Source organism: Enterobacter sp. E20 (assembly GCF_000801755.2).
GTDB lineage: Bacteria > Pseudomonadota > Gammaproteobacteria > Enterobacterales > Enterobacteriaceae > Enterobacter > Enterobacter asburiae_B.
In genome coordinates, this window is sequence record NZ_CP012999.1 from 249,155 (window position 1) to 266,901 (window position 17,747).

A 17,747-nucleotide genomic window follows, 5' to 3' on the forward strand; every position below is an offset into this window, starting at 1 on the left:
TCCTTTTTCTGTATCGTGGAAATCATTTTCGTTTTATTTGGTGAATTTGCAACCGTTATCCTGACTGATCGGAGGAGTGATGGTGAACATGTCTCATGTTACCGCTGTGCGGCTTTTCCACCCTGCGAGATTGTGCCAGTATGGAACGCAGCCTTTTGGCCTTGTTGAGCGTTGTCGGGAGCAAGTGTGAGCAGCAAAGTAGAGCAACTGCGTGCGCAGTTAAATGAACGAATTCTGGTGCTGGACGGCGGCATGGGCACCATGATCCAGGGGTATCGTCTGAGTGAAGACGATTTCCGCGGCGAACGCTTTGCCGACTGGCCCTGCGACCTGAAAGGGAACAACGACCTGCTGGTGCTCAGCAAGCCGTCCGTTATTAAGGATATCCACAACGCCTACTTCGAAGCGGGTGCGGATATCGTTGAAACCAATACCTTTAACTCGACAACCATCGCCATGGCGGATTACCAGATGGAATCCCTGTCGGCGGAAATCAACCTGGAAGCCGCGAAGCTGGCGCGCGCCTGCGCCGACGAGTGGACGGCCCGCACGCCGGACAAGCCTCGCTACGTTGCCGGGGTGCTTGGCCCGACGAACCGCACCGCGTCGATTTCACCGGACGTCAACGACCCGGCGTTTCGTAATATCACCTTCGATCAGCTGGTCGCGGCCTACCGTGAATCGACCAAAGCGCTGGTGGAAGGCGGTTCCGATCTGATCCTGATTGAAACCGTATTCGACACCCTCAATGCCAAAGCCGCGATTTACGCGGTGAAAGAGGAGTTTGAAGCGCTGGGCGTTGACCTGCCGATCATGATTTCCGGCACCATCACCGACGCCTCCGGCCGTACCCTGTCCGGTCAGACAACCGAAGCGTTTTATAACTCCCTGCGCCACGCCGAAGCGCTCTCCTTTGGCCTGAACTGCGCGCTGGGGCCGGATGAGCTGCGTCAGTACGTGCAGGAGCTTTCCCGTATCGCGGAATGCTACGTCACCGCCCACCCGAACGCCGGTCTGCCGAACGCGTTCGGTGAATACGATCTCGATGCCGACACCATGGCGGCGCAAATCCGCGAGTGGGCCGAGTCTGGCTTCCTGAACATCGTCGGCGGCTGCTGCGGCACCACGCCGGAGCACATCGAGGCCATGAGCAACGCCGTGGCCGGTCTGCCGCCGCGCAAGCTGCCCGAGCTTCCGGTTGCCTGTCGCCTTTCCGGCCTCGAGCCGTTGACCATCGGCGAGGACAGCCTGTTTGTGAACGTGGGTGAGCGTACTAACGTCACCGGTTCTGCAAAGTTCAAGCGCCTGATCAAAGAAGAGAAATACAGCGAAGCGCTGGACGTTGCCCGCCAGCAGGTGGAAAGCGGCGCGCAGATTATCGATATCAACATGGACGAGGGGATGCTCGACGCCGAAGCGGCGATGGTGCGTTTCCTCAACCTGATCGCCGGCGAGCCGGACATCGCCCGCGTGCCGATCATGATTGACTCCTCCAAGTGGGAGGTCATCGAAAAAGGGCTGAAGTGCATTCAGGGTAAAGGCATCGTCAACTCCATCTCGATGAAAGAGGGTGTCGATATCTTTATCCACCACGCGAAGATGGTCCGCCGCTACGGTGCCGCCGTGGTGGTCATGGCCTTCGACGAAGTGGGTCAGGCGGATACCCGCGAGCGCAAAATCGAGATATGCCGCCGCGCGTACAAGATTTTGACCGAAGAGGTGGGCTTCCCGCCGGAAGACATCATCTTTGACCCGAATATCTTCGCCGTTGCGACCGGGATTGAAGAGCACAACAACTACGCCCAGGACTTTATCGGCGCATGTGAAGACATCAAGCGCGAGCTGCCGCATGCGCTGATCTCCGGCGGCGTATCGAACGTGTCGTTCTCGTTCCGCGGCAACGACCCGGTGCGCGAAGCGATCCACGCCGTGTTCCTCTACTACGCCATCCGCAACGGCATGGACATGGGGATTGTTAACGCCGGCCAGCTGGCGATATACGACGACCTTCCTGCCGAGCTGCGAGATGCCGTCGAGGACGTGATCCTTAACCGCCGCGACGACGCTACCGAGCGCATGCTGGACCTGGCGGAGAAATACCGCGGCAGCAAATCGGATGAGGCGGCAAACGTTCAGCAGGCCGAGTGGCGTTCCTGGGACGTGAAAAAGCGCCTGGAATACTCGCTGGTAAAAGGCATCACCGAATTTATCGAGCTCGATACCGAAGAGGCGCGCCAGCAGGCAGCCCGCCCGATTGAGGTGATCGAAGGCCCGCTGATGGACGGCATGAACGTGGTCGGCGATCTGTTCGGCGAGGGCAAAATGTTCCTGCCGCAGGTGGTGAAATCCGCCCGCGTGATGAAGCAGGCAGTGGCCTATCTGGAGCCCTACATCGAAGCCAGCAAAGAGAAAGGCTCCAGCAACGGCAAGATGGTTATCGCCACCGTGAAGGGCGACGTGCACGACATCGGCAAGAATATCGTCGGCGTAGTGCTGCAGTGTAATAACTACGAAATTATCGACCTCGGCGTGATGGTCCCGGCGGACAAAATCCTCAAGACAGCGCGCGAAGTGAACGCCGACCTGATTGGCCTCTCCGGGCTGATTACGCCGTCGCTCGACGAAATGGTCAACGTGGCAAAAGAGATGGAGCGACAGGGCTTCACCATTCCGTTATTGATTGGCGGGGCGACCACCTCGAAAGCGCACACGGCGGTGAAAATCGAGCAGAACTACAGCGGCCCGACGGTCTACGTGCAGAACGCCTCGCGCACGGTGGGCGTGGTCTCAGCGCTGCTCTCCGACACCCTGCGCGATGACTTTGTGGCGCGCACCCGCAAAGAGTACGAAACCGTTCGCATCCAGCACGGCCGTAAGAAGCCGCGCACCCCGCCTGTTTCACTTCAGGCGGCGCGCGACAACGATCTGGCCTTCGACTGGTCCAGCTACACGCCGCCGGTCGCACACCGTCTGGGCGTGCAGGACGTGACGGCCAGCATCGAGACGCTGCGCAACTACATCGACTGGACGCCGTTCTTTATGACCTGGTCGCTGGCGGGCAAATATCCGCGCATCCTGGAAGACGAGGTGGTTGGCGAGGAGGCGAAGCGCCTGTTTAAAGATGCCAACGACATGCTCGACACGCTGAGCGCAGAGAAAAGCCTCAACCCGCGCGGCGTGGTGGGCCTGTTCCCGGCGAACCGCGTGGGCGACGACATCGAAATCTATCGCGATGAAACCCGCACCCACGTGCTGGCGGTCAGCCGCCATCTGCGCCAGCAAACCGAGAAAGTGGGCTTTGCCAACTACTGCCTGGCCGATTTTGTCGCGCCGAAGCTGAGTGGTAAAGCCGACTATATCGGCGCTTTTGCGGTAACCGGCGGTCTCGAAGAAGACGCGCTGGCGGACGCGTTTGAAGCGCAGCACGATGATTACAATAAAATCATGGTGAAAGCGATTGCCGACCGCCTGGCGGAAGCCTTCGCCGAGTACCTCCACGAGCGCGTGCGTAAGGTGCACTGGGGCTACGCGGCGAATGAAAACCTCAGCAATGAGGATCTGATCCGCGAAAACTACCAGGGGATTCGCCCGGCGCCGGGATACCCGGCCTGTCCGGAACACACCGAAAAAGGCACCATCTGGAAGCTGCTGGACGTGGAAGCCCATACCGGCATGAAGCTCACCGAGTCGTTCGCCATGTGGCCAGGCGCGTCCGTTTCCGGCTGGTACTTCAGCCATCCGGACAGCAAGTACTTTGCCGTGGCGCAGCTGCAGCGGGATCAGATTGAAGATTACGCCCTGCGCAAAGGCATGAGCGTGTCTGAAGTGGAGCGCTGGCTGGCGCCTAATCTCGGCTACGACGCCGACTAAAATCACTTTTCCTTACAACAAACAGGGCGCTCATTGGGCGCCCTGTCTCTTTCTTACGTTTAAACCCTTATACTGAACCTATGGAAAACGAATAACGATAAGGAGGAAAACCTTCCGTGCTGACCCTGTTACACCTGCTTTCTGCAGTCGCACTGCTCGTATGGGGCACCCATATCGTCCGTACCGGCGTGATGCGCGTATTTGGCGCGCGCTTGCGTACCGTTCTCAGCAGCAGCGTTGAGAAGAAGCCGCTCGCCTTCTGCGCGGGCATTGGCGTAACGGCACTGGTGCAGAGCAGTAACGCCACGACACTGCTTGTGACCTCCTTTGTGGCGCAGGATCTGGTGGCGCTGGCCCCGGCGCTGGTGATTGTGCTGGGGGCGGATGTAGGTACCGCGCTGATGGCGCGTGTTCTGACCTTCGATCTCTCCTGGCTGTCGCCGCTGCTGATTTTTCTCGGCGTCATCTTCTTCCTCGGCCGCAAACAGACGCGCGCCGGGCAGCTCGGGCGCGTAGGAATTGGCCTCGGGCTGATCCTGCTGGCGCTGGAGCTGATTGTGCAGGCGGTCACGCCAATCACCGAGGCCAATGGCGTTCAGGTCATCTTCGCCTCCCTGACCGGGGACATCATGCTGGACGCGCTCATTGGCGCGGTGTTTGCTATCGTCAGCTACTCCAGCCTGGCGGCGGTTCTGCTGACGGCCACGCTTACCGCCGCAGGGGCGATCTCTTTCCCGGTAGCGCTGTGTCTGGTGATCGGGGCCAACCTCGGCTCAGGCCTGCTGGCGATGCTTAACAACAGCGCCGCCAACGCCGCCGCCCGCCGCGTGGCGCTGGGCAGCCTGCTGTTTAAGCTGGTGGGCAGCCTGATTATCCTGCCCTTTATCCACCCGCTGGCGAACCTGATGGACAATCTCCCGCTGCCGAAGGCGGAGCTGGTGATCTACTTCCACGTGTTCTACAACCTGGTGCGCTGCCTGGCGATGGTGCCGTTTGCCGCGCCAATGGCCCGCTTCTGCGAACGCCTCATTCAGGACGAACCGGAGCTGGATGCGCGCCTGAAACCGAAGCACCTGGATACGTCCGCGCTGGATACCCCGGCGCTGGCGCTGGCGAATGCCGCGCGCGAGACGCTGCGCATGGGCGACGCAATGGAAACCATGCTCGAAGGCCTGCAAAAGGTGATGCACGGCGAGCCGCGTGAAGAGAAAGAACTGCGCAGACTGGCGGACGATATCAACGTGCTCTATACCGCCATTAAACTTTACCTGGCGCGTATGCCGCAGGACGAGCTGGCGGAAGAGGAGTCCCGCCGCTGGGCGGAAATCATCGAGATGTCGCTTAACCTTGAGCAGGCCTCGGATATCGTTGAGCGTATGGGCAGCGAGATCGCCGACAAATCCCTTGCCGCGCGTCGTGCGTTTTCAGGTGAAGGCCTGAAGGAGCTGGAAGCGCTGCACGAACAGCTGGTCAGCAACCTCAAGCTGGCGATGCTGGTCTTCTTCTCCAGCGACGTGCCGAGCGCGCGCCGCCTGCGCCGCAACAAGCATCGTTTCCGTATTCTGAACCGTCGCTACTCGCACGCCCACGTTGAGCGTCTGCACCAGCAGAACGTGCAGAGTATCGAGACCAGCTCCCTGCATCTGGGGCTGCTGGGGGATATGAAGCGTCTCAACTCGTTGTTCTGCGCGGTGGCGTACAGCGTGATGGAACAGCCGGATGAAGACGACGAGCGGGATGAGTATTAATCTCCAGCGTGTTTGATTGTTAGCCCAAGACCCAATGCTTTCATGACCGCCAGAGTGGTTTTAAGCGTTGGGTTTCCTTTATCACTGAACGATCGATACAGTTGCTCTCGTGATAGGCCAGTTTGCTGTGAAATGGTCGACATTCCTTTCGCGCGCGCGATGACGCCCAGCGCTTTAGCAATATACGCTGAGTCGCCCGTTTCTAAGGCATCAGCCATAAACACGGCGATTTCCTCGTCATCCACCAGCGCATTGGCTGGATCGTAGGGTGTTAATTTATGCATGCTCATTCACTCCTGCCATTGGGATACATTGCTCAGCATTTTTGCCATAAGTATGTCTCTGGCCTGGCTGCTTTTGTCACCACCACACAACAGCACGATGATGCAATTGCCCTGGTCTTTAAAATAGATTCTGTAGCCCGGACCATAGTGGATCCTCAGCTCACTTATACCTTCGCCCACGGGTTTAATGTCGCCCGCTAAACCATTTGCCAACCGAAAGAGGCGGGAAGCGATAATGGTTTTCGCTCGCCGATCTTTTAAGTTTTGCTCCCAGCGTTGGAAGGATTCTGTCTGAACGATCTCCTTCATATTACTCCATGTGATTTATAAACTACAAATAGTTGTCTCTGGAGAGTAAAGCTAAAAGGAGGTAGCTCAAGGATAAATGGCCTGACGCTAAATCCTGAAAGCGTCTCGCAAAATAAAAAACCCGTCTCAGTAACCGTCGGCTAATCTTTTTTTCCAGCCCATACCTAAGGTATATTTCGCCCTTCACAGGAGAAACTATGCTGCAAACTCAATCAACCCGATTAAACAAATACATTAGCGAGAGCGGGATCTGCTCACGTCGCGAGGCTGACCGTTACATTGAACAAGGTAACGTGTTTCTTAACGGCAAACGCGCCACCATCGGCGACCAGGTGGTCCCTGGCGATGTGGTTAAAGTGAATGGTCAGGTCATCGAACCGCGTGATGCTGAAGACCTGGTGTTTATCGCGTTGAACAAACCGGTTGGGATTGTCAGCACCACGGAAGACGGTGAGCGGGACAACATCGTTGATTTCGTGAACCACAGCAGCCGTATCTTCCCGATTGGCCGTCTGGATAAAGACTCTCAGGGGCTGATTTTCCTCACCAACCACGGCGATCTGGTCAACAAAATTCTGCGTGCCGGTAATGACCACGAGAAAGAGTATGTCGTTACGGTGAACAAGCCGGTGACGGACGAATTTATTCGCGGCATGGGCGCGGGCGTGCCGATCCTCGGTACCGTCACGAAAAAGTGTAAGGTGAAGAAAGAAGCGCCGTTCGCGTTCCGCATTACGCTGGTGCAGGGCTTAAACCGCCAGATCCGCCGTATGTGCGAGCACTTCGGTTATGAAGTGACGAAGCTGGAACGCACGCGCATCATGAACGTCAGCCTGTCCGGTATCCCGCTGGGCGAGTGGCGCGATTTAACGGATGACGAGCTGATTGAGCTCTTCAAGCTTATCGAGAATTCCTCGTCCGAAGCGAAGCCGAAGGCCAAAGCCAAACCGAAAACCCAGGCGATTAAGCGCCCGGTGGTGAAGGCGCCTCAGGCGGAAGATAAGGGGCGAGGCAAGCCGGGTAATGGAAAACGCTTTACCCAGCCGGGGCGCAAAAAGAAAGGGCGCTGATTAGCGCCTTCCACGGGTAGACGTTGTGGCGGACCAGGAAAAGGTCGCCTCTGCATCGGGTTTATAAGCCTGCTCTTTTTTAAGCTTGCGGGCTTTTTTCGCCGCGGCGTCACGCTGCGCCATCAGCTTATCGATGTACTCTTTTTTCACCTGATTGGTTTCGGCGTTCGTCAGCGTGCGGCCATGTGCGATACGGGCGCGGTCGAGAAGCGTTTTCAGTTCGCGCTGCTCGGCTTCCGTCATGTCTTTCTGGGTCAAACGTGGTGTAGCCATTGCTGAAGCCTCCTGATAGAGAGGCTTCAGTGTAAAGCAAGCCGCGTAAATTAACCCTGCTTCACCGCATCTTTTTTCGTTTGTTCATCAATCGGTTTGCCGGACCAGTAGCCCGCCAGCAGCGAGCCGGAGAGGTTATGCCAGACGGAGAACAGCGCGCCGGGCAGGGCCGCCAGCGGGGAGAAGTAAATTTTACCGAGTGCCGCCGCCAGGCCGGAGTTCTGCATGCCTACCTCGATTGCCAGCGTGCGGCAGGTCGACTCGTCAAAACCAAAAAGCTTGCCGCCCCAGTAGCCGCCCAGCAGGCCAATAGTGTTATGCAGCACCACGGCGATAATCACGACAAAGCCCACGGAAGCAATGTGCGATGCGGAACCCGCCACCACGGCACTGATGATCGCCAGAATGCAGACCATCGAAAACGCGGGCAGGTACGGCTCAACGGCCTTCACCACGCGCGGGAAAAGATGGTGAATGACCAGCCCCAGCGCAATCGGGATCACCACAATCTGCAGAATGCTGAGCAGCATGCCCGTCACGTCCACCTGAATATGCGCGTCCACGTACAGGCGGGTTAACAGCGGCGTGGCAACGACGCCAACCAGCGTTGAAACGGAGGAGATGGTGACGGAGAGCGCCACATCTCCTTTTGCCAGGTAGATCATGACGTTGGAGGCCGTGCCGCTGGCCACGCTGCCCACCAGCACCATCCCGGCGGAGAGATCGGGCGGCATCTTAAAGGCCATCGCCAGCAGCCACGCCGCAAGCGGCATCACCAGGTAGTGCAGGAAGATCCCTGCCGCGACGGGCGCAGGGCGAGACAGCACGCGTTTAAAGTCGTCGACTTTCAGATGCACGCCCATACCGAACATGATCAGCATCAGCAGCGTGGCGACCCACGGACCAATGCCCGTGAACGTGGCGGGGGTGTAATACGCGAGTACGGAGAGCAGCAGCGCCCATAACGGGAACAGCCGCGTAACGGCGGATAACATAGTGGATTCCTTGCAGTATTGTCGTGTTGTTTAGTTATGAAAAAGCCGGGTCTGTGCCCGGCTTATAGGTATTGTTTATCCTGCTAACGAATTTTATTCAAACAAATTCTGATGAAGTTTCTGCACGACCTGCTCGGCCTGATCGGCAGGCACCAGGAAGCAGAGGTTGTAGCTGGATGCGCCGTAGCAGATCATGCGGATGCTGAACGGGTCGAGCACGCCGAACACCTCTTTACCCACGCCGCAGGCGCGCGACAGCTTGTTGCCGATGATGGCAACCAGCGCCAGGTCTTCTTCTACTTCCACGCGGCACAGCTCAGACAGCTCAATCAGCAGCGACTGCGTCAGCAGCGTGTCGCCGGTGGAGGTAGAGCCGGTGGTGTCCAGCGTAAGCGCAATGCTCACTTCAGAGGTGGTGATCAGATCCACCGAGATATTGTGGCGCGCCAGAATGCCAAACACTTCCGCCAGGAAACCGCGTGAATGCAGCATATTGTGGCTGTGGAGCGTCACCAGCGTCTGGCGACGGCGCAGGGCCAGGGCGCGGAACAGCGGTGGGTTTTCCGTTTTCTTGCAGACCAGCGTCCCGCCCGCTTTCGGATCTTTGCTGGAGCCGACGAAGACCGGAATATCGCTGCGTACGGCCGGCAGCAGCGTTGCCGGGTGGAGCACTTTTGCACCGAAGGTGGCCATTTCAGCCGCTTCTTCAAAGGCGATCACATCAATACGTTTAGCCGCAGAAACGACGCGCGGGTCGGTGGTGTAAATGCCCGGAACATCCGTCCAGATATCCACGCGCGTTGCATGCAGGGCTTCGCCCAGCAGCGCGGCGGTGTAGTCGCTGCCGCCGCGGCCAAGCGTGGTGGTGCGGCCTTTCGCTTCACTGCCGATAAAGCCCTGGGTAATCACGATACCGTCTGCCAGGCGTGGTGCCAGCTGCTGATTGGTCAGCTCCGCCAGCGTCTCAACGTCCGGCTCGGCACGACCAAAGCGATCGCTGGTACGCATCACTTTACGCACGTCAAACCACTGCGCCTGAACGTTACGCTCGCGCATGATTTCGACAAACAGCAGGGTGGACATCAGCTCGCCGTGGCTGACCAGTTCGTCGGTCAGGGCGGTGGAGGTAGCCAGAGACGCCGCTTCTGCCAGAGTGGTGATATTTTCCAGCAGACGTTCCACTTCCTCGCGGATGACGTTTGGGTTCTGCAGACGTTCAAGGATGTCGAACTGAATTTTGCGCAGTGCATCCAGCTTCACGAAACGTTCTGTCGCTTCCAGTCCTTCAGACAGAGAAACCAGCAGGTTCGTCACGCCGGCGGAGGCAGACAGCACCACCAGGCGGGTATTCGGATCGGCCAGCACCACATCGGCGCTGCGGTTCATGGCATCGTAATCGGCCACACTGGTGCCGCCAAATTTGGCGACCACAAAACTCGTCATAACAACCTCGTGTCAGGGAATGAATAAGCGACCATGGCACAAGAATGAAATGAAAACAGGTGCAGGCGCAAAATACGGCCCTATAAATAAAATGCGGGGGAGGTCCTGTCAATGCTGGGATTATGCGGATTTTTTATGGGGGGGTACCCCTGAGAAACAGGACTTATAACAGCGCCAGATTTTATGCTCCGTTTTAGGGCTTTTTGACCGACATTTCGCCGCCCCGGGAGAGCGCTTCAGCAGCTATACTTTTCGGGTCTTTTCACCTGTGTTTGATGCAGGCCAGGGCAATGGCATAAAAACCATCACAATTTTTATTTGCAGGCGCTACAATCGACCGCAGTCACAATTCTCAAATCAGAAGAGTATTGCTAATGAAAAACATCAACCCAACGCAGACCGCTGCCTGGCAGGCACTCCAGAAACATTTTGATGAAATGAAAGACGTCACCATCGCGGACCTGTTCGCGAAAGATGCCGATCGTTTCTCTAAGTTCTCCGCGACCTTCGACGACCTGATGCTGGTGGATTTCTCCAAAAACCGCATTACCGAAGAAACGCTGGCAAAACTGCAGGATCTGGCGAAAGAGACTGAGCTTGCCGACGCCATCAAATCCATGTTCTCCGGCGAGAAGATCAACCGTACCGAAGACCGTGCCGTGCTGCACGTGGCCCTGCGTAACCGTAGCAATACGCCAATCATCGTTGACGGCAAAGACGTCATGCCGGAAGTGAACGCGGTGCTGGAAAAGATGAAAACCTTCTCCGAAGCGATCATCTCCGGTAGCTGGAAAGGCTACACCGGTAAAGCAATCACCGACGTGGTGAACATCGGTATCGGCGGCTCTGACCTCGGTCCGTTCATGGTGACCGAAGCGCTGCGCCCGTACAAAAACCACCTCAATATGCACTTTGTGTCTAACGTCGATGGTACCCACATCGCCGAAGTGCTGAAGAACGTGAACCCGGAAACCACCCTGTTCCTGGTTGCGTCCAAAACCTTCACCACTCAGGAAACCATGACCAACGCCCACAGCGCGCGCGACTGGTTCCTGAAAACCGCGGGCGACAACAAGCACGTGGCGAAACACTTCGCGGCGCTGTCTACCAACGGTAAAGCCGTCAGCGAGTTCGGCATTGATACCGCGAACATGTTCGAGTTCTGGGACTGGGTTGGCGGCCGCTACTCCCTGTGGTCTGCGATCGGTCTGTCCATCATCCTGTCCGTGGGCTTCGACAACTTCGTCGAGCTGCTCTCCGGCGCGCACGCGATGGACAAACACTTCTCCACCACCGCACCAGAGAAAAACCTGCCGGTGCTGCTGGCGCTGATCGGTATCTGGTACAACAACTTCTTCGGCGCTGAAACCGAAGCGATTCTGCCATACGACCAGTACATGCACCGCTTTGCTGCTTACTTCCAGCAGGGCAACATGGAATCTAACGGTAAGTACGTTGACCGTAACGGCAACGCGGTGGATTACCAGACTGGCCCAATCATCTGGGGCGAGCCGGGCACCAACGGCCAGCATGCTTTCTACCAGCTGATCCACCAGGGCACCAAAATGGTACCGTGCGATTTCATCGCCCCGGCTATCACCCATAACCCGCTGTCCGACCACCATCCGAAGCTGCTGTCGAACTTCTTTGCGCAGACCGAAGCGCTGGCGTTCGGTAAATCCCGCGAAGTGGTTGAGCAGGAATACCGTGACCAGGGTAAAGATCCGGCAACCCTGGACCACGTTGTGCCGTTCAAAGTGTTCGAAGGCAACCGCCCAACCAACTCCATCCTGCTGCGCGAAATCACGCCGTTCAGCCTGGGCGCGCTGATTGCCCTGTACGAGCACAAGATCTTCACGCAGGGCGCCATCCTGAACATCTTCACCTTTGACCAGTGGGGCGTTGAGCTGGGCAAACAGCTGGCAAACCGTATTCTGCCAGAGCTGGGTGACGATAAAGCGATTGGCAGCCATGACAGCTCGACAAATGGTTTGATCAACCGTTATAAAGCCTGGCGTGCGTAATTAAAACGTCATGAAAACGTGCCGGCTTAATGCCGGCATTTTTTTATCGGATAATTCCTGATGTCTGTTAGTTAACTCAAATTCTGAATCTGAGTTTAATCCGAAAAAGACGCTTAACCCGTTAATTCCTGCGGTTTATTTTAAGAAAATACGTAGTGGTTCATTAATATGCTTATATTATAAGTTCTTGATTTATAGTCATTATATATTTATGTCATTTGTCTTTCATTTCCCTTTTAACCATTAGTCCGAAAACTCCATCCCTATTTCCCCTTACGGCAAACCCACGGCAGTAGTTGTGTATACTCGATTCCGCCTGAAATTCTTTTCGGGCAAATCTCCATTCATTCATTGAAGGGAAATTGTTATGAAGAAAGTACTGTATGGCATTTTTGCCATATCTGCGCTTGCGGCGACATCTGTCTATGCAGCTCCGGTTCAGGTCGGGGAAGCGGCAGGTTCGGCTGCGACGTCTGCGTCTGCGGGAAGTTCTACCGCAGCCAGCGCCAGCACCGTAAGTTCAGCCGTGGGTGTCGCGCTGGCGGCAACCGGTGGCGGTGATGGCTCCAATACCGGAACCACGACCACCACGACAACCAGCACCCAGTAATAGCGGGTGTTTTAATCATAACCACACTTCGGTGTGGTTATTTCGCCCCTTCGGAGAAGAGTCGTGAAGCGACCTGCAATCATTCTGATTTGCCTGCTGCTGCAGGCGTGCTCGGCCACCACCAAAGGGCTGGGAAACTCACTGTGGGAAAGCATGTTTGGCACACCGGGCGTGCATTTGACCGATGACGAACTTCAAAACATGCCCTATGCCAGTCAGTACATGCAGCTTAACGATGGCCCGCAGCTGTTTGTGGTGCTCGCTTTCGATGAAAACGGGCAGCAGAAATGGGTGACGCAGGATCAGGCCACCATCGTGACGCAGCATGGTCGTATCGTGAAAACCCTGTTGGGCGGCGACAACCTGCTGGAGGTGAATAACATCGCTGCCGATCCGCTGATCAAGCCGAACCAGATCGCCGACGGCGCAAGCTGGACGCGCACGATGGGCTGGACCGAACATAAGCAGGTGCGTTACGCCACGGCACGCTCGACCTTCCGCTGGGACGGCACGGACAGCGTGAAAGTCGGCAGCGACGAAACGCAGGTTCGCGTGCTGGATGAAGAAGTCACTACCGACCAGGCCACCTGGCACAACCGCTTCTGGATCGACGAGGAAGGGCAGATCCGCCAGTCCCTGCAGTATCTCGGTGCCGGATTCTTCCCGGCGAAAACCACCCTGATCAAGGCGGCGAAATCATGAAAACGCTCATCCACGTTGCGCTTCTCGCCAGCCTTGCCGCGCCGCTGGCATGGTCCGCAGGGACGGTGAAGGTCTACACGCCGGACAGTGAAAAACCCAAAACCTTAACCCACGCCGAGCATCTGCTCGATCTCGTCGGACAGCCAAGGCTCGCCAACAGCTGGTGGCCGGGGGCAGTCATCGCTGAACGTCAGAAGACAGCTGAAGCGGAACAACGGCACAAGGCGCTCCTTGCCAGGCTGACGGGGTTAGCGGAGCAGGAAGATGGCGACGACGCGGCGGCGATTAACAGCGTTCGCCAGCAGCTGCAGGCGCTGAAGGTGACTGGCCGTCAGAACGTGAACCTTGATCCCGACGAAGTGCGCGTCACGGAAAAGGGCAACCCCACGCTTGAAGGGGAGTATACGCTCTGGCTGCCGGAGAAGCCGACGACGGTGACCGTAATGGGGCTTATCAGCAGCCCGGGTAAAAAGCCCTTTACGCCCGGTCGTGACGTGGCGAGCTACCTCGACGAGCAGAGCCTGCGGAGCGGTGCCGATAACAGCTACGCCTGGGTGGTTTACCCTGACGGGCACACACAAAAAGCCCCCGTCGCTTACTGGAATAAACGGCATATCGAACCTATGCCGGGCAGCATCATTTTTGTCGGTTTTGCCGACCATTTCTGGACGAAGGCGTATGACGGGCTTAACGCCGATATCCTTCACTCCCTGATTCAGCGGATACCGGAATAATGAAAAGAACCTATCTCTACAGCATGCTGGCGCTCTGCGTGAGTGCCGCCTGCCATGCAGAAACGTATCCGGCACCCATTGGCCCGTCTCAGTCAGACTTCGGCGGCGTCGGTTTACTGCAAACGCCCACCGCGCGGATGGCGCGCGAAGGCGAAATTAGCCTTAACTACCGTGATAACGACCAGTATCGCTACTACTCCGCCTCGGTGCAGCTGTTCCCGTGGCTTGAAACCACGCTGCGCTATACCGACGTGCGTACGAAACAATACAGCAGCGTAGAGGCGTTCTCCGGCGATCAGACTTACAAAGATAAAGCCTTCGACGTCAAGCTGCGCCTGTGGGAAGAGAGCTACTGGATGCCGCAGGTGTCCGTGGGCGCCAAAGATATCGGTGGTACCGGTCTGTTTGATGCGGAATACATCGTGGCCAGTAAAGCCTGGGGGCCGTTCGACTTCTCGCTCGGTCTGGGATGGGGCTATCTGGGCACCAGCGGAAACGTGAAAAACCCGTTTTGCTCCTACAGCGATAAATACTGCTACCGCGATAACAGCTATAAGAAAGCGGGCTCCATCAACGGAGACCAGATGTTCCACGGTCCGGCATCGCTGTTTGGCGGCGTGGAGTATCAAACGCCCTGGCAGCCATTACGCCTGAAGCTGGAATATGAGGGGAATGACTACTCGCAGGACTTCGCCGGAAAGATTGAGCAGAAGAGCAAGTTTAACGTCGGCGCCATTTATCGCGTCACCGACTGGGCCGACGTTAACCTCAGCTACGAGCGCGGCAATACGGTGATGTTTGGCTTCACGCTGCGCACCAACTTTAACGACATGCGGCCGCACTACAATGATAACGCGCGCCCTGCATACCAGCCGGAGCCGCAGGATGCGATTCTGCAGCACTCCGTGGTGGCAAACCAGCTGACGCTGCTGAAATACAATGCCGGCCTGGCGGATCCGAAAATTCAGGTGAAAGGCGATACGCTGTACGTGACCGGCGAGCAGGTGAAATACCGCGACTCGCGCGAAGGGATCGAACGCGCTAACCGGATCGTTATGAACGATCTGCCGGAGGGGATCCGCACGATCCGCGTGACGGAGAACCGTCTCAACCTGCCGCAGGTCACAACCGAAACGGATGTTGCCAGCCTCAAGCGCCATCTGGAAGGTGAGCCGCTCGGGCATGAAACCGAGCTGGTGCAAAAACGCGTAGAGCCGATCGTGCCGGAAACCACCGAGCAGGGCTGGTATATCGACAAATCGCGCTTCGATTTCCATATCGATCCGGTGCTGAACCAGTCCGTCGGCGGGCCTGAAAACTTCTACATGTATCAGCTGGGCGTCATGGCGACGGCGGATCTGTGGCTCACCGACCACCTGCTGACCACTGGCAGCCTGTTCGGCAACATCGCCAATAACTACGACAAGTTCAACTACACCAACCCGCCAAAAGACTCGGCGCTGCCGCGCGTGCGTACCCGCGTGCGTGAGTACGTACAAAACGATGCCTACGTGAATAACCTGCAGGCCAACTACTTCCAGTACTTTGGCAACGGCTTCTACGGCCAGGTGTACGGCGGGTATCTGGAAACCATGTACGGCGGCGCGGGGGCGGAAGTGCTTTATCGTCCTGTCGACAGCAACTGGGCGTTCGGGGTGGATGCCAACTACGTCAAACAGCGTGACTGGCGCAGCGCGCAGGACATGATGAAGTTCACCGACTACAGCGTCAAAACGGGCCATCTGACCGCCTACTGGACGCCGTCGTTCGCGCCTGACGTGCTGGTGAAAGCCAGCGTCGGCCAGTACCTGGCGGGCGATAAGGGCGGTACGCTGGACATCTCTAAACACTTCGACAGCGGCGTCGTGGTGGGTGGCTATGCCACCATCACCAACGTTTCGCCGGACGAGTACGGGGAAGGGGACTTCACCAAAGGGGTCTACGTGTCGATTCCGCTGGATCTGTTCTCGTCAGGCCCAACCCGCAGCCGTGCGGCAGTGGGCTGGACGCCGCTGACGCGTGACGGGGGTCAGCAGCTTGGACGTAAGTTCCAGCTGTATGACATGACGAGCGATAAGAACATTAACTTCCGCTGATGCTTCTTTGCCCGGTGGCGCTGCGCTTACCGGGCCTACGTTAGTGTTTTTGTAGGCCGGGCAAACGCAGTGCCGCCCGGCAAGAATGCTCATGCGGACAAAACATAAACAAAAAATATAGATCCCCGTCACATTTTTGCGTTATACAGGAACCTCGCCCTGGAGAATGAGGTGCTGTATGACATCCCTGACTCGCCCGCGCGTTGAGTTTATCTCAACGATCCTCCAGACCGTGCTGAACCTCGGTCTGTTGAGCCTTGGCCTGATACTGGTCGTCTTTTTGGGTAAAGAGACGGTGCATCTTGCGGATGTACTGTTCGCCCCTGAACAAACCAGCAAATATGCGCTGGTGGAAGGCCTGGTGGTCTACTTTCTCTACTTTGAATTTATCGCCCTGATTGTGAAGTACTTTCAGTCCGGCTTTCACTTTCCGCTGCGTTATTTTGTCTACATTGGGATCACTGCGATAGTGCGGCTGATCATCGTCGATCATAAATCCCCGCTCGACGTGCTGATCTACTCGGCGGCGATCCTGCTGCTGGTGATCACCCTCTGGCTGTGCAACTCGAAGCGGCTGAAACGCGAATAAAAAAATGGCGCTCCGAAGAGCGCCTAACAACAGTCACAAGTTGGGTCAATACAATACGTCTAAAGTTGAGGGTTGCAGTGGCATAACAAAATGAAACTTAACCTTTCACACCGCCCGCCGTCAGGCCGTTGACCAGCCAGCGCTGCGCCAGCAGGAACACCACGGTAATCGGGATGGCGGAAAGTACGGCCGCCGCGGCAAAGTCGCCCCACAGGTAGTTTTGCGGGTTGAGGTATTGCTGCATACCTACGGCCAGGGTGTAGCTGTTCACATCACGCAGTAACAGTGAGGCAACCGGTACTTCGGTGATCGCAGCGATAAACGACAGGATAAACACTACCGCCAGAATCGGCACCGACAGCGGCAGCAGCACCAGGCGGAACGCCTGCCACGGGGTTGCGCCATCCAGCGCGGCCGCTTCTTCCAGCGAGCCGTCGATAGTTTCGAAATAGCCTTTGATGGTCCACACATGCAGTGCGATACCGCCAAGATAGGCGAAGATCACGCCGCCGTGGGTGTTCAGGCCGATAAACGGTACGTACTGGCCCAGACGGTCAAACAGGGCATACAACGCCACCAGCGACAGCACGGCCGGGAACATCTGGAAAATCAGCATCCCTTTCAGCAGCGTCGCTTTGCCCGGGAAACGCATGCGGGCGAAGGCATAAGCACAGGTGGTGGACAGCGCCACGATACCAATGGCGGTAATGCCTGCGATTTTCACCGAGTTCCACAGCCACAGCAGGACCGGGAACGGCGGCGGCGTGACGCGGCCATCCGCGTGTTCCACGCTGAAGCCCAGCGCGAGCTTCCAGTGCTCCCAGGAGATTTCGTCCGGGATCAGGCTCCCTGTCGCGAAGTTACCCGAACGCAGGGAGATGGCGATAACCATCAGCAGCGGGAACATGATCGCCGCGATGAAAATCAGCAGGCCTAAGTGCGTCGCCAGGAGGCGCAACTTCTGAGATTTGGGTTGTACCATTGCCATGATTGATGCCCT

Annotated in this window: 15 protein-coding genes; 9 read left to right on the top strand and 6 right to left on the bottom strand. The window is 57.2% G+C overall.

Annotation, left to right across the window (positions count from 1 at the left end):
• Positions 1-186: 186 nt before the first annotated feature.
• Positions 187-3,870: a methionine synthase gene (gene metH, locus NI40_RS01110; RefSeq protein ID WP_039264169.1), complete on the top strand. Its 3,684-nt coding sequence runs from the start codon at positions 187-189 to the stop codon at positions 3,868-3,870.
• A 116-nt stretch (positions 3,871-3,986) separates the two neighbouring features.
• Positions 3,987-5,618, top strand: coding sequence for a Na/Pi cotransporter family protein (locus tag NI40_RS01115; protein WP_039264168.1), 1,632 nt, complete (start codon positions 3,987-3,989; stop codon positions 5,616-5,618).
• Here the strand turns inward: NI40_RS01115 and NI40_RS01120 are convergent.
• Together NI40_RS01120 and NI40_RS01125 are read right to left on the bottom strand one after the other, a co-directional pair.
• Complete coding sequence (locus NI40_RS01120) at positions 5,615-5,902, bottom strand: addiction module antidote protein (protein WP_033144375.1); 288 nt, start codon at positions 5,900-5,902, stop codon at positions 5,615-5,617. The two genes, NI40_RS01115 and NI40_RS01120, sit on opposite strands and share 4 nt — an antisense overlap.
• Positions 5,903-5,908: 6 nt before the next feature.
• On the bottom strand, positions 5,909-6,211 hold the full coding sequence (locus NI40_RS01125) for a type II toxin-antitoxin system RelE/ParE family toxin (RefSeq protein WP_039264167.1): 303 nt from the start codon (positions 6,209-6,211) through the stop codon (positions 5,909-5,911).
• Between the two features lie 197 nt (positions 6,212-6,408).
• On the opposite strand from NI40_RS01125, the gene rluF reads away from it, so the two are divergent.
• Entirely contained in the window at positions 6,409-7,281 is an 873-nt protein-coding gene (gene rluF, locus NI40_RS01130) for a 23S rRNA pseudouridine(2604) synthase RluF (RefSeq protein ID WP_039264166.1), read from the top strand.
• Here rluF and NI40_RS01135 read toward each other — a convergent pair whose 3' ends face one another.
• The 3 genes from NI40_RS01135 to lysC form a co-directional block, all read right to left on the bottom strand.
• The gene (locus NI40_RS01135; RefSeq protein ID WP_023309994.1) at positions 7,282-7,554 is read right to left on the bottom strand and encodes a DUF3811 domain-containing protein; all 273 of its coding nucleotides are present in this window, start codon (positions 7,552-7,554) and stop codon (positions 7,282-7,284) included.
• 50 nt (positions 7,555-7,604) lie between these two features.
• Entirely contained in the window at positions 7,605-8,549 is a 945-nt protein-coding gene (gene panS, locus NI40_RS01140) for a ketopantoate/pantoate/pantothenate transporter PanS (RefSeq protein ID WP_039264165.1), read from the bottom strand.
• A gap of 93 nt (positions 8,550-8,642) precedes the next feature.
• The gene (gene lysC / locus NI40_RS01145; RefSeq protein ID WP_039264164.1) at positions 8,643-9,992 is read right to left on the bottom strand and encodes a lysine-sensitive aspartokinase 3; all 1,350 of its coding nucleotides are present in this window, start codon (positions 9,990-9,992) and stop codon (positions 8,643-8,645) included.
• Positions 9,993-10,366: 374 nt separating this feature from the next.
• Between lysC and pgi the strand changes: the two genes are divergently transcribed.
• The 6 genes from pgi (at position 10,367) to psiE (ending at position 16,747) form a co-directional block, all read left to right on the top strand.
• The gene (gene pgi / locus NI40_RS01150) at positions 10,367-12,016 is read left to right on the top strand and encodes a glucose-6-phosphate isomerase (protein ID WP_039264163.1); all 1,650 of its coding nucleotides are present in this window, start codon (positions 10,367-10,369) and stop codon (positions 12,014-12,016) included.
• A 367-nt stretch (positions 12,017-12,383) separates the two neighbouring features.
• Complete coding sequence (gene yjbE / locus NI40_RS01155; protein ID WP_008503423.1) at positions 12,384-12,626, top strand: exopolysaccharide production protein YjbE; 243 nt, start codon at positions 12,384-12,386, stop codon at positions 12,624-12,626.
• Positions 12,627-12,689: 63 nt separating this feature from the next.
• Positions 12,690-13,328 (top strand): YjbF family lipoprotein, encoded by a 639-nt coding sequence (locus tag NI40_RS01160; protein WP_039264162.1) that lies wholly within the window; start codon positions 12,690-12,692, stop codon positions 13,326-13,328.
• Positions 13,325-14,062, top strand: a complete 738-nt coding sequence (locus NI40_RS01165; RefSeq protein ID WP_039264161.1) for a capsule biosynthesis GfcC family protein — start codon at positions 13,325-13,327, stop codon at positions 14,060-14,062. Before NI40_RS01160 ends, NI40_RS01165 begins: the two co-directional genes overlap by 4 nt.
• Entirely contained in the window at positions 14,062-16,158 is a 2,097-nt protein-coding gene (locus NI40_RS01170; RefSeq protein WP_039264160.1) for a YjbH domain-containing protein, read from the top strand. Before NI40_RS01165 ends, NI40_RS01170 begins: the two co-directional genes overlap by 1 nt.
• 178 nt (positions 16,159-16,336) lie before the next feature.
• Positions 16,337-16,747: a phosphate-starvation-inducible protein PsiE gene (psiE, locus tag NI40_RS01175; protein ID WP_000202963.1), complete on the top strand. Its 411-nt coding sequence runs from the start codon at positions 16,337-16,339 to the stop codon at positions 16,745-16,747.
• A 97-nt stretch (positions 16,748-16,844) separates the two neighbouring features.
• Here psiE and malG read toward each other — a convergent pair whose 3' ends face one another.
• Positions 16,845-17,735 (bottom strand): maltose ABC transporter permease MalG, encoded by an 891-nt coding sequence (gene malG / locus NI40_RS01180; RefSeq protein WP_023310002.1) that lies wholly within the window; start codon positions 17,733-17,735, stop codon positions 16,845-16,847.
• Positions 17,736-17,747 lie beyond the last annotated feature (12 nt).

Excerpts from the sequence above, each read along its gene's own strand:
- NI40_RS01120 (WP_033144375.1), bottom strand. The coding sequence starts at position 5,902 with ATGCATAAATTAACACCCTACGATCCAGCCAATGCGCTGGTGGATGAC.
- NI40_RS01125 (WP_039264167.1), bottom strand. The coding sequence starts at position 6,211 with ATGAAGGAGATCGTTCAGACAGAATCCTTCCAACGCTGGGAGCAAAAC.
- rluF (WP_039264166.1), top strand. The coding sequence starts at position 6,409 with ATGCTGCAAACTCAATCAACCCGATTAAACAAATACATTAGCGAGAGC.
- NI40_RS01135 (WP_023309994.1), bottom strand. The coding sequence starts at position 7,554 with ATGGCTACACCACGTTTGACCCAGAAAGACATGACGGAAGCCGAGCAG.
- panS (WP_039264165.1), bottom strand. The coding sequence starts at position 8,549 with ATGTTATCCGCCGTTACGCGGCTGTTCCCGTTATGGGCGCTGCTGCTC.
- lysC (WP_039264164.1), bottom strand. The coding sequence starts at position 9,992 with ATGACGAGTTTTGTGGTCGCCAAATTTGGCGGCACCAGTGTGGCCGAT.
- pgi (WP_039264163.1), top strand. The coding sequence starts at position 10,367 with ATGAAAAACATCAACCCAACGCAGACCGCTGCCTGGCAGGCACTCCAG.
- yjbE (WP_008503423.1), top strand. The coding sequence starts at position 12,384 with ATGAAGAAAGTACTGTATGGCATTTTTGCCATATCTGCGCTTGCGGCG.
- NI40_RS01165 (WP_039264161.1), top strand. The coding sequence starts at position 13,325 with ATGAAAACGCTCATCCACGTTGCGCTTCTCGCCAGCCTTGCCGCGCCG.
- NI40_RS01170 (WP_039264160.1), top strand. The coding sequence starts at position 14,062 with ATGAAAAGAACCTATCTCTACAGCATGCTGGCGCTCTGCGTGAGTGCC.
- psiE (WP_000202963.1), top strand. The coding sequence starts at position 16,337 with ATGACATCCCTGACTCGCCCGCGCGTTGAGTTTATCTCAACGATCCTC.
- malG (WP_023310002.1), bottom strand. The coding sequence starts at position 17,735 with ATGGCAATGGTACAACCCAAATCTCAGAAGTTGCGCCTCCTGGCGACG.